Annotated in this window: 13 protein-coding genes; all 13 read right to left on the bottom strand. The window is 53.8% G+C overall.

The window, feature by feature from the left end; genetic code table 11:
* Complete coding sequence (locus NKG59_RS15665; RefSeq protein ID WP_253538529.1) at window positions 1-798, bottom strand: hypothetical protein; 798 nt, start codon at window positions 796-798, stop codon at window positions 1-3.
* A 10-nt stretch (window positions 799-808) separates the two neighbouring features.
* Complete coding sequence (locus NKG59_RS15660) at window positions 809-1261, bottom strand: hypothetical protein (protein ID WP_253538526.1); 453 nt, start codon at window positions 1259-1261, stop codon at window positions 809-811.
* Window positions 1261-1824, bottom strand: a complete 564-nt coding sequence (locus NKG59_RS15655; RefSeq protein ID WP_253538523.1) for an aspartyl/asparaginyl beta-hydroxylase domain-containing protein — start codon at window positions 1822-1824, stop codon at window positions 1261-1263. Before NKG59_RS15655 ends, NKG59_RS15660 begins: the two co-directional genes overlap by 1 nt.
* Before the next feature lie 8 nt (window positions 1825-1832).
* A complete protein-coding gene (locus NKG59_RS15650; protein WP_253538520.1) occupies window positions 1833-2177 on the bottom strand; it encodes a hypothetical protein in 345 nt (114 codons plus the stop codon).
* A gap of 8 nt (window positions 2178-2185) precedes the next feature.
* The gene (locus NKG59_RS15645; RefSeq protein ID WP_253538517.1) at window positions 2186-2911 is read right to left on the bottom strand and encodes a hypothetical protein; all 726 of its coding nucleotides are present in this window, start codon (window positions 2909-2911) and stop codon (window positions 2186-2188) included.
* Window positions 2911-4266 carry a packaged DNA stabilization protein gene (locus NKG59_RS15640; protein ID WP_253538515.1) on the bottom strand — a complete coding sequence of 452 codons (1356 nt, stop codon included), beginning with the start codon at window positions 4264-4266 and terminating at the stop codon, window positions 2911-2913. Before NKG59_RS15640 ends, NKG59_RS15645 begins: the two co-directional genes overlap by 1 nt.
* Before the next feature lie 66 nt (window positions 4267-4332).
* Entirely contained in the window at window positions 4333-5046 is a 714-nt protein-coding gene (locus NKG59_RS15635) for a packaged DNA stabilization gp4 family protein (protein WP_253538513.1), read from the bottom strand.
* A complete protein-coding gene (locus NKG59_RS15630; RefSeq protein WP_253538510.1) occupies window positions 5043-5384 on the bottom strand; it encodes a hypothetical protein in 342 nt (113 codons plus the stop codon). The genes NKG59_RS15635 and NKG59_RS15630 overlap by 4 nt, the downstream gene beginning before the upstream one ends.
* A 56-nt stretch (window positions 5385-5440) precedes the next feature.
* Entirely contained in the window at window positions 5441-6649 is a 1209-nt protein-coding gene (locus NKG59_RS15625; protein WP_253538508.1) for a P22 phage major capsid protein family protein, read from the bottom strand.
* A gap of 8 nt (window positions 6650-6657) precedes the next feature.
* The gene (locus NKG59_RS15620) at window positions 6658-7368 is read right to left on the bottom strand and encodes a hypothetical protein (protein ID WP_253538505.1); all 711 of its coding nucleotides are present in this window, start codon (window positions 7366-7368) and stop codon (window positions 6658-6660) included.
* 89 nt (window positions 7369-7457) lie between these two features.
* A complete protein-coding gene (locus NKG59_RS15615; RefSeq protein ID WP_253538502.1) occupies window positions 7458-7763 on the bottom strand; it encodes a hypothetical protein in 306 nt (101 codons plus the stop codon).
* Window positions 7764-9881 (bottom strand): portal protein, encoded by a 2118-nt coding sequence (locus NKG59_RS15610; protein WP_253538498.1) that lies wholly within the window; start codon window positions 9879-9881, stop codon window positions 7764-7766.
* A complete protein-coding gene (locus NKG59_RS15605) occupies window positions 9881-11119 on the bottom strand; it encodes a PBSX family phage terminase large subunit (RefSeq protein WP_253538495.1) in 1239 nt (412 codons plus the stop codon). The genes NKG59_RS15610 and NKG59_RS15605 overlap by 1 nt, the downstream gene beginning before the upstream one ends.
* Between the last annotated feature and the right edge of the window lie 239 nt (window positions 11120-11358).

Raw genomic sequence — 11358 nt, 5'->3', positions numbered from 1 at the left:
TCAACCGTAGGCAGCAGGGTTATTGAAGTAAGTGCTTGTGTCGTTTGGATTAAATGCAGTGCTCCAAGAACCGCCAGCAGCGTTGTTAGGGCCACTCATCATCCCGTATAGCAGTGCATTGCTACCAACGCCGCTCAAGCCGTTAGCCAGGGCATTGGCGCTTCCCACTCGACCAGCAGCAGATGCATTGGCGCCACTCATTAGCGTATCGCCAATGCTGTTCATGGTCTGCGCCCCAAGCGAGCCATTTGTTGCCGCAGCGTTCTGTCCGCTTCCTACTATGCTGCTCAATCGGTTCACGCGATTCGCAGCAGATCCATAGTTGGTATTGAATGTCTGCAGGGCACGATTGAATACATCGTTGTACGTCGAATCTGCCAGTCCAGTAGCGTACGAAGAAGCGCCTTTAAGCGCTGCACCAGAAGTACCAAGCCCGCGCGCAGCGGCTGAGTTTTGAACAGCCCGCAGCCCTTGATCCAGCGTAAATTGATACCCAGGCGTTGCCGCAGCGTCAGCGGCAGTAGGCGCCTTGAATGTCTGGTTCAGGATGTTGTTGGGATCTAGATTCCAGTTGGAGTCATACCCCATTGCAGATCGCAACGGGTTGATGGCTGACGAACCAAAGTCAAGATATGGCTTAAGGTTCTGCTGTGTTTGCTGCCATTGACCGTTCTGCAGATCAGCTGAATATCTTGCTGCGCCTGCCTGCGTATCAGCTGCGTCACTAGCCGCACTCGATGTCATGGCGGCGCCGGCCAACCCCGTTACAGCACCTACGCCAATTGCTGCTGCAACCATCACATTCTCCTTAAAGCCATTTCTCGTACGTCGTTTCTACTGGCTCAAAGCCTATGAAACGAAACAAGGCAGATGCATCATGCTGAACTTTGCTGCCGACAGCCCAGCGCTTAACGCCACGTCGTTTTAGCTCTTTCTCAATGAAACGGAACATGCGGACGCCTGTCATGCCAGTTCGCTTATCGGCATCCACATAAAAAATGTCTGGGGTGCAAGTCAAACAGGAGCGGTAATGCAATCCTGGCGCGATGAAACACAGCATATATGCAACAATTTGGCCTTCTTCTCGGCCAACAATGACAAGTAGTGCACCTTCTGCTTCTCGCGATTGGTAGATCTCTACCATCGGCTCAAGGGAAACCTCATGATCTTTGTGCGTGGAAATCTCGGCGTAATGCTCGTGCAACAAAGGAAGTGCCTCACCATAAAAATCGGTGAACTTCTCAATAGCAAAGGTAATCATCAGAACCTCAGATCAACAACGAGATGAATGCGGTCTTCTGCGCTGTTGTTGATAACCTCATGCGTGATTGAATTTTGAAACCACCAAACCTCGCCTGGACGCATCCACACCTGTTCGTCACCGCACTTGAAGACATTCCCTGGCTCAGACTGAATCACGATGTGATAGCGGTCCCAGTAGGAAGCGTGCCAAGGTGAATCCTCATGCGGGAAAATTCGGCCTCCCGCTCTTACGCGATTCAACATGCAGCGGCCAAGGCGAGTTGCGCCCATGGTTGTCATGAGAGCCATGATGTGCGCGCGTGCTTCTGGCAACTCCTTTGCCTCTTCACGCCACGGGCATTCATGCAGGTCATAACCTGCAAGCTTGTTTTGCTTGTATAGCTCTACTTGTTCTTCTGTTTCACAGGGGACGTGGTCCTGGAACCGAAGATAGATCGTTTCCGTATCCTCAAATGGACCCTGGGGAAATTTCCTCAAAAAATCGTCGGCCTTCCACAACACGGGCTTGCGATAGATTGCATTTAGCAACGGCGTAACATTCACGCCATCCGCGATCTTCAAAAAATTCCTCACGAGAACAAGCCCCCATTCATGAAATGCACTGTAATCACGTTGGCTACACCAGCCTTACCTTGCAAAAAATCTGATGCGGCCATAACAGGAAGATCAACATCTACCCATCCATTTGCTGGCACGGTGTAATTTGTAGATACCAACTGATTGCCAACGCCAGCAGTACCACCGCTTGGTACAGCATCTAGTTCAACTGATACTGCTGATGCGGAGGTGTTTGTCAGACGTACACGACCACCCCTTAGGAGGACATTGGTTGGCGATGAATCAACGGTAAAGATCGTTGCCAGCGCCACGCCCAGTTGAACCGGTTGGAATAGTTTTCTATAAGTGATTGCCATGTTTTACCTCAGGTGGCAGCGCGGAACGTGATGCCGTCCAAGCTTGCAAAGCTATTGCTTCCAGTGACAAGAACAACATCGCCAGCAGCCCGAACATCGAGACGTCCAAAGGCGTTATTGCTGACGACAGAGAAAAGTTCTTCGTTAGCTGGCCGGTACCCGACAGGCAAAAGAAAAATCGTTGCATTGACAGTGCCGGACATGACCACGCCGCGCAGATGCACGACGTTGTGCGGGTCCTTCCAATAGCCAGCCGGGTTTAGAGATCCGCCGAAGTTCACCCAAGAGTTTTGAAGGGTCGGGGCGTTCCATTGCTCAAGTACGCTTTGAGTTGGTCTTATTTCAGGCAACAACGATTCAATTTCCTCAATTTTTTTGAGGATTGAATTCAGTTCAACGCTTTGTTGTATGACGCTTTCAAGCGCATCAAGCCTTCTGTCGTAGTCACCAAGATTTGGCGAGGAAGGGATTTGACTCAGTATTTCTTGGATTGCTGCGCGTATGTCTTGCAGACTTGGATCTTGCATTTGCACAGATTGATAATCAACCTGCGCTTGAGCTGCCTGTACTTGCGCTAACAGGGCAGCAATGTCAGAGCTAGGAACACCATTCCCGCCAGTTCGGACAAGGAGCGAAACAAGAAACTGAACCCATGGCTGAGAAAGCAGAACTTTCCCATCTTGGTCAATCGGTACACTAGGCCCAGGGAAGTTTGCGCTATCGTTCGTTGCCATCAGGTTCTAGCCGCCGACATGTCGATATAGGCGCCATTCAAAGCCGTCTTTACGCCAGCAGACCATGACAATTCAAACACGCGGTCGCGCGCATAACCCAGTCTCTGAAATTGGATAACGCTGATGTAGTCGCCAGCCTTCCCAAGTGATCCCTGCACCGGATTCCCCCAGGAGAACCCGCGATCATCCGACCAACGCAGAAATACGGCTGGGTCTGTAAGATCGCCAGCCACCCCTTGTCCGACTTCCATATCGGCGACAAACTGCCTGAAAAGAGCGCGCTTACCCGAAGCTCCAATGTGTGGGAAAGAGCGCACACAAAGAATCGGGTTGCCATTGTCTGTGTATGAATTCGGATCGAGTGCGTACACGTTGCCGGTCGCGTAGTCACCAACAAGGTTTCTACCTTGATTGAATGAATGACACACGCCACGATGACGCGAAAATGTTCCGCTGCCTTCCAAATAGCCACGCTGGTGCCAAAGCCCCGTAGTGATGTCGTAGCACCACGTCTTGTTTGCCGTAGGAAAGCTCAGCACATAGAAAACATGGCCGCCTTGTTGGTAGGTATAACCAACTGCATCGTCAATGCGGCTGTATGTCTGGAACTCTTGCTCTATGGCGTGTGTGCTGATGCGGCTTGCTGTGTAGTTCTTGCCTAGCAAGACAATGCCTTGCCCCTGCTGATCCTTCGACAGCCACATCAGCGTTAGATCATGTTTTGCTACTGAGTGCTTTGCTACACACCCATGCTCAATAAAGACGCCGGGCATGCGGCCAAACGTGAAATCTGATGCGCCGGTGTTGTACCAAACCTCTGTGGTTTGATCGCCAAACAGCCAAATTTCTCTATGCATCACGGCCAATGTAACCAAGTTATCCGGATACGTTGATTTGGACGTAATATCCAACGAATTGAACGAGATGCTTAGGTAATTTGAGATGTAGAACTGCTGAGAGTTGGGCTTGTTGAAGATGAAATAGCCGTCAACGATATCAACGCGATCTGCGCCATAGAAGGACGGATCGCTAATCTGGATCATGAAATTTGACGCCATATCGATGGCCCACCCGTTGGTAGAGCCATCGACCAAAAAGACGTTGAATCCGTTGTCCACCATGTAGACGCGACCTGTACTAGTGGTCAACGTGCCAAGCGCGGTATAAACATTCTTCGAACTCACCGAATAAACGGTTTGAGCTACAACCTCATATCGTGCGCCATTGGTGGCCGTATAAATGCACCGAGACTCACCGGCAACAGGTGGCGACGATACCAACGTGAGGCCCGGCGTTGGATAGTGGGTAACAGCGGCAGCCGCATCCTCTGGGTTCCTTTCTGGATACAGATTCACGCAGCGTTGCGCATCAGCAATTAGGCTGCGCGCTGTGTATGCCCCACCAGTAAGAACGACTCGCATTTAGTACGGGTTCCCGCTGTAGATATTCCACTTCTGGTACGAACGCAGTCCACGCGGCATTTTCATAGCCTGGATTTGCGCGTTCATTCTCTTGATGATCCGTTTTGCGTTTGCGGCACGCCGGACCAACGAGGGAAGCGGCTCAATCTGATACGAGGGGGCCAAATATGGCCCAAGGTTGTATCGGATCGCGGAAACGTACTGCGGCGGTAAGCTGATCGTCGCGCCAGGAGCGGAAAACTGCGGCAGAACTTCCATCGTTACGATGTGAAGCTCAAAAGAGGCATTTGGGACGGGGTAATACAGCAAATTCCCCATTGGATACGAGGCGTCATAGAACGCCCATTTAGGGAACGATGTCAGTCCCTTAAGCGCAATATTTGCGTAGTCCTCGCGGGCATCGATCAGCTTGACCGGATAGTCAATTGCGCTTTGGCTGCCAGCGTTAAGGCGCGCATAAGCGGCTTCGATTCGCACGGGCCGCTGGATGTTGAAGTTGCCGCCGCTGCCCACGGTGTAAGACTGCGCACCAGTAGACGGAATGGCTGTATCTACAAGGTGATACACGCTTAAGCGTTCGGCTTGCCATTCACCCAACATCATGTTGAGTGTAGCCAGACCATCTGCCGTATCGTCAGGGCCAATAGATTGACCAATGCCGAGCGCGCCGATGTCTTTCAGCGCCAGCGTGAGCAGATCGACGGCGGTTGTCATTCGACGGACTCAACAGCGGCACGCAACTTGGCATCCGACCAACGGCCATCAACCTTGATGCCCTTGTCTTCAGCCAATTTGAGCAGGATTGCGCGCTCACTGTCTGGCTGGGCTTTTAGAAGTGCAGCCTCGGCATCGGCATCGTTCACAATCACGCCATTGACCCACTTCGGATATTCCTGAAAGTCGGGACCTTGTTCGCGCGGAGTGAAAGGTGCAGCTTCTGGCAACTTCCAGCCCTCCCCAAGCGCGTGAAATTCAGCTTCGTCTTTCACCAGCTTCGGCTCTTCGCCTTCCTTGCTGACCCATGCCGGGTACAACTGAAACTCGTAGGACATTTGATCCCCAGAAGTAAAAACCCCCTCCGAAGAGGGGGCGGATTGGCGAATTAGCATCAACGGACGATGCGACAGGCCAGCTCTTGGTAGATCGGCGCCCAGCCATACAGCACGTCAATACGGCACGGCACGGTATCCGTACCAATTGCGTATTGGCGGCTGATACGCATCGAGATGCCGCGATAGTTGCGACGAGCACCCCATGCGCCGTACTGGCTCACGTCTTCCAGGTCAGCAGTTGCCAGCGTGAACGCATCGCGGTGATATGCGAGGTTCGCAACGTACGAGGTCGATGCTGCGATGTCCCACGTAACAGCAGCGCCGTTAGCGGGGCCAGCAGAAACCGTCTGGTATTGCTGGTTGGAAGCGGCAGTGTTGATCGGCGGGAAGATCGACACAGTGGCGTTGCCAGAACCGTCAGCGGTTGCGGCGGCGGTCACGGTGAACTGACGCAGCACAGCCGTGGATTGGCGGTTTTGCGGGTTCACACCGAAGACGTTGGCGATGGTGAACGTGTCACCCTTGTTCACGGTGCCGCCAGCGCCCAGGCCCGCCAAGATCAGAGTCGAACCCGTTTGACCTGCGCCGTTCACGGTGCCGTTCGTGCGCGTACCAGTCGTGAAGGTGTTCACGTTCTGATCCATGCCGATGTCAAAGCCCAGACCCGACGGCGAGAAGATGCCGCTGTCGTACTGATCGCTAATCTTCGGAGACGGATTGAACAGGCCAGCAGCCGACTTAACCATTGAGCCGTTGGTTGCTGGATCCCATACAACCGTACGCATGCCGTCACGCGGGCAAGCTTCGTTGTCCAGCTTCACACCAGCGTCTAGCAGTACCTTGATGTCGTTCGGCGTGGTCCCAACCGTACCAACGTTGTTTGCCACGTTAGCAGCGAGCGCCAGGCCGTCGAAGTCCAGCTTGTTGGCGATAGTCGCCATGGCAGGCTTCAGATAGCGATCAGCGAACTCATCCACGATCAACGTCAGTTCTTGCGATGAGAACGTGAAATCGACGTGGAACTGAGTCGTCAGCGTGATGGGCACGCTGGTTTCGTTCACGTTTTCGATGTTCAGGTTCGGGCCAGTCGTACCCACGAAGCGGTTGGGCTTACGAGCGTTGACCGTTGCGCCGATCTTGGCGCCAGTGCGAGCGAATTGATCCGAATATTCGCGGTTTGCTCGCTTGGTGAAAGCGAGGTTGTTCTCAAGAATCATCAGCGATTCATCGAGAATCTTGGTCGGAGTAAGAAGGGTGTTTGACATTTAAAACCTCATTTGCGGTTTGCCTTCTTCCACGCGACGTACTCCGCCGTTGACGCGAACTCGGACGGCTCTGCGGGAGCCGCACGTCCGCTAACGGGCGAAATCGGTGGAGGGGCTTTGGAGACAGGAGGGGCTTTGGAAAGCGACGTTTCTAGACGCGCCAATTCCCGAGCCATGCGCAACGGAGGAAGTGACAGCAGGCGTTCGGCTTCTTCTGGATTGGCCCCAAGGTGGTGAATCACCTTGTGACCGGCATCCATTTCGGTAACGACCTCAAGAAACTCTTGTGGTGCGCCACCAAGCATTCCGAACGTGCGCAAAGACTTTTCAAAATCGGGGAATTCTTTTTTCCCGGCTTCAAAGGTCTTATTGCAGGCGTTATCAAAGCGCTCTTGTTCAAGCAGTCGTTTCGCTTCCACGCGGATTTGCTCTGCCGTCAACGGTTGTTCCGTCACCGGCTTGGGCTGATCCGTGGGCTGCTGGTACTGCCGCAATTGCGCTTCCAACGCTTCGCGCTGGCGCTTTTCCTCGTTTTTCTCCCACGTCAATTTGTCGATGCGGCGTTCTGCCCAGTTCTTGGGCGCGTGCTCTGGCGTCGCTTCGGTGGTTTCTGTGGGGGTTTCGGTGCCCGATTCCGATGTCGTTTCAGCGGGCTGTTGCGCCTGTTCTTCCGTAGGCGTTACGTCTTCTTGCGGGACTGCGTTTTCTTCGGTTTGCATGGACGAATCCAAGAGAGAAGCCTCGGTAACCGCCGAGTGCGGACGAAAAAAAACCGCCCGAAGGCGGTTTGGTTTGAAGCTGTTGGCGGTTAGCGTTGGCCGCCGATGATGTATTGCTCGCTGGTGGGCGTGATCGAGCCAGCAGTGGTATTCACGTACTGGATTGCCAACGTGTTAGCCGCTGACACGCGCACATTGCCGATGCTCAGGCCCGTTTGATGCGAGGCTTTGTTGATGTCGAGCGAATCGCCAACTTGAAGGCCCGGTACCGTAAAGGTCTGCTCAACAGTGGTATTGGCACCAACAGCAGTGGGTGTCAGCACTTGGCGAATGATGAAAAGCGTAGAGATTGGCGTCGGGTTAGACGCGTCTTGCAAAAGACCGGGGTATCCCATTTATTGCTCCGTTTGTGGTTGCGCGGGCGAAAAAAAACCCGCCGAAGCGGGGTTGGTTGGCTGTTGCTGATCTGGCGGTGGCGCTGGCATTCCTGTTTGCAGCATCTGCATGACGACTTGCGTTGCCACGTGAGAAATCATTTCGGGGTCCAGGGGCTGCCCAAGTGCTTGCAAACGCTTCGTCTCTGCGTCATATGCTTTGATATTGGTATCTTGCTGCTCGCGGCCCATGTGCGCGTCTTGAAGCTGCTGAGCAAGGTGCTCGATCATCTGGCCCATCTGCTGCATCTTCTGCTGCATGTCCTGCTCTTCTGGGCTTGGGCCTTCACCCTTGATCTGCGCCGGGATCGTACGATTGATCCGTTCGGCAACATCATCCGCCATCGGAAAATCTGCGGCCTTGAACAATAGATCGCCTGCAACTTTCATAAGATCGCGATCTTGCGACATGATCTGCGTCAGCGCATTGAATGCTTCCTGACGGCGCGTCTCAAAGTTCGGGCCAACCTCAACAGTTACGTCATAGCGACCAATGCCAGGGTTGTAGATGAGCTTAATGTCCTGGCCTTCTCGGTCCTTCTCAGGCGGCGCAGGCTGACCGTTCTCCATTGCAACCGGGTGTTGCTGCTCGGGGTCAATCGTTGCGAACGTCTCGCTGCCATCCTCTCCAAGAATGCGCACCACGCGGCGCGTGTCATAGATCTTGGGGATTAGATCGATCAGAATGCGACCCGTGTAACGAATAGCGCGGGCCACATTGTCGATATAGTGATACGTTGCCGTATCACCCTGACGCTGACGCGCTTGGATCGCCACACCAGCCTGTGCATTCGACGGCTGCCCAAACTGCTCTTGGTACTGTCCGGACGCCATCATTAGCTCTTGCTGAGCCGTCTGCATGCCGGTTAGATATGCCTGCGCACCAACTGGAGGTTGTTCACGCTGCGGGCGCGGGATTTCATTACCCTGTTCATCGCGCGCGTTGTATGGCAGATAGGGCAGATTGTCCGTATTGGCATGCGCCCACTCGGACGCATAACCCTCAATTGCCTCTGCAGCGGCGATAAATGGCGTTTTGGTCTGCAGCGCGATGAACTCGACATTCGCAGACGACATGTAGTTGTACATGCGCTGCGCGTCCTTAAGGTTCCGCGTGTGCCCCTTGCGCTCAATCTTGCCCTCAATCAAGCGCTCTTCGCCAACTACTCGAACAACTGGGATATAACGACCGGGCCAAGGCTTGGTGTCGATCACCTTGTTACCAGCGATCTTGCACCACGTGATTTCCGGCATCATCACTTCGCGCTTCATGACCTGCGGATCAGCCATCAACATCTTGGCCTCTTCCGGATCTTCCACGTCCGACAACAGCATCGGGCCGTTGACCGGATGATTGACTAGCGTGTCTTTCTTGGGACGCTTGTAGAAGTACTCGGCGACACGGATCTTGTCTTTGTCCAACCACGCATTGCCCGTGCGATCCAGCGGGAAGGCCACATCATTGGCCTCTTCACCAGGATACTGCGCCTCAAACTCTTCCTTGGTGATGTCCTCAAATACAAAGGCAAACTTTGCGTCAGACCCGTCCGCAGACTCAATGTCCGGATCTAGATAGACCGTCATCGGATCTTTGATGCGCCGCAGGAATATTTCCTGTTCAAAGCTGCCATCGTGCGCGTATTCAGTCACTACTCGCCAATAGCCAATCCCGCCCTCAACCGCAAACTCGGTGGCCGTGTCGTAGACCGTCTCGGCGTGGCTGTTGTACTCAATATGGCGAACGATGCCATCAAGGATCTTGGCGATCTCAACGTCAGCCTGCCCATCGACAGGCAGCGTCTTGATGCTGGGCTTGTTCTTCTTCGCGTCGTTGATGATCTGCAGATTGTGCTGACGCGTTTTGTTGATCGTCAGGCACGGGCGTTGGTCTCCATCACGTGAATTGCGAATCTGATCCGGCCATTGCCAGCCGTTGTCCGGGTCGCCATTGGCAAACTTCACATCCTCGACAAACAAACGGCGAAACGAGTCCTCGAACTCCTGGCAGCGACGAAAGCGGTCTTGCGCTTCCTTCACTATCGGATCGAGTCCGTCTGCTTCCTTGCGTTTGCGTGCCATCAATGCCCCATCCAGCCCCCGGCGCCAGTTGGCCGGTGACGTTGCGGTTTGTCTTCAGATTTCTGTTTCTTGACTGCGCGCCGCGCGCCTTCGCAGGCATATCGCAGCGCGTCGATTACGTGGTTATCCTTGTCTTCCAACTTCGGGAGCACCGTGCCCGTGAGCTTGTCCTCTTCATATTTGTAGAGCGACAACTCATCAATCAGATGCTGGCAACGCGGATGCACAACGATGTCGAAGGACTTTAGGAACTCGACGCCTTCCTCAAGAGATTTCGCGCCCTTAATCGCAGGCATGATCTTGGGGAAACCATTCTTTTGCATATGGCTGATTGTTTCCGGTCGCGCAGAGTCAGCCGTAATAGGCCACTTCTCGCTATCTGGCACCGTCATAAACAATGCTGGCGTATCCACAATCTCGCAGCCAACTCGATACGCCTCATATGGCACATACAACTTGCGGCCAACGATGTAACACTGCACAAGCACCGTTGGATCGACTGAGAAACCCCAGTCAGCACCCTGCCGAATTATCTGCGCCGGGTCCACATCGAACTCTTCAACGGTCCAGTTATGGAAAACGCGCGCATTGCTGTTCTGCCGGTATCCTCCGAGCCAAACATGGGCGTACTTGTCTGGGTCGCGTCGCTTGTCAAACTCCATTTCAGCGCGCAACTCATCAGGCAACCATGGGTTATCCATGTAGTTAGCCTGCACAACGATTGCATTGGGCGGCAGCACTTCGCTGCGCAACAGCACATCAATCGGATCTGTTGGCTGATCTGGGTTCCAGTCAAACCAAAGCTGAGATCCAGGCTTACGAATCGTCGGCCGAAGGATCGTCAGACTTTTATCTGTCGCGTTCTGCGCCTCTGTGAACCACGCTCGATCAAAGCCCTCAAGTGACTTGATTGATTCGGCAGTGTGATTCTGCATGCCCTCAAAGATCGTCACGCCACCATGACGTGACAAGATCCGCCGATCTTGCACATCAAAATAGTCACCCGCGTTGAAGGCTTGAATCTTTGCTTCTAGAAGCTTCTTTACCGAAAACTCAAGCGATTTGAGTGTTTCCCGAACACATACGAAGTCGTACTTGCCGCTTATGTTTTCTTCTAGCCACAGCTCACCAAAAAAGTGAGACTTGCCGGAGCCTCGCCCACCGTGGGCAGCCTTGTACCGCCCAGGCTTTAGGAGCGGCTTGAACGCTCTAGGCGTCTGAAGACGAAGGATCGACAATTTCTCGCACAATCCGCTCGAACTGCACTGGCCCACCGTCTAGGCCGCCAAGTTCTACTGACTGTTTTGATTTCCCGTAGCCTCGGTCTAGCAGTTCCTTTGCGGCTGCAATTCGAGCCGAGTGATTCTCACTAGTCGTCAGGATCGTTGCTAACTCACGGATAGCGTCTTCCCCGTACTGTTGGGCAAGCGCTCTCACATCGGCTGTTGCTTTGTTCGGCGTGCCAGCTTGACGGCCA

It is taken from the genome of Ralstonia chuxiongensis, assembly GCF_024158925.1.
GTDB lineage: Bacteria > Pseudomonadota > Gammaproteobacteria > Burkholderiales > Burkholderiaceae > Ralstonia > Ralstonia chuxiongensis.
The sequence above is the reverse complement of the archived record's forward strand: the minus strand, read 5'-3'. Positions and strand labels throughout refer to the sequence as shown.

Bases quoted from the DNA above. Each gene is read 5' to 3' on its own strand.
- NKG59_RS15665 (WP_253538529.1), bottom strand. From the start codon at position 798: ATGGTTGCAGCAGCAATTGGCGTAGGTGCTGTAACGGGGTTGGCCGGC.
- NKG59_RS15660 (WP_253538526.1), bottom strand. From the start codon at position 1,261: ATGATTACCTTTGCTATTGAGAAGTTCACCGATTTTTATGGTGAGGCA.
- NKG59_RS15650 (WP_253538520.1), bottom strand. From the start codon at position 2,177: ATGGCAATCACTTATAGAAAACTATTCCAACCGGTTCAACTGGGCGTG.
- NKG59_RS15645 (WP_253538517.1), bottom strand. From the start codon at position 2,911: ATGGCAACGAACGATAGCGCAAACTTCCCTGGGCCTAGTGTACCGATT.
- NKG59_RS15635 (WP_253538513.1), bottom strand. From the start codon at position 5,046: ATGACAACCGCCGTCGATCTGCTCACGCTGGCGCTGAAAGACATCGGC.
- NKG59_RS15630 (WP_253538510.1), bottom strand. From the start codon at position 5,384: ATGTCCTACGAGTTTCAGTTGTACCCGGCATGGGTCAGCAAGGAAGGC.
- NKG59_RS15625 (WP_253538508.1), bottom strand. From the start codon at position 6,649: ATGTCAAACACCCTTCTTACTCCGACCAAGATTCTCGATGAATCGCTG.
- NKG59_RS15620 (WP_253538505.1), bottom strand. From the start codon at position 7,368: ATGCAAACCGAAGAAAACGCAGTCCCGCAAGAAGACGTAACGCCTACG.
- NKG59_RS15615 (WP_253538502.1), bottom strand. From the start codon at position 7,763: ATGGGATACCCCGGTCTTTTGCAAGACGCGTCTAACCCGACGCCAATC.
- NKG59_RS15610 (WP_253538498.1), bottom strand. From the start codon at position 9,881: ATGGCACGCAAACGCAAGGAAGCAGACGGACTCGATCCGATAGTGAAG.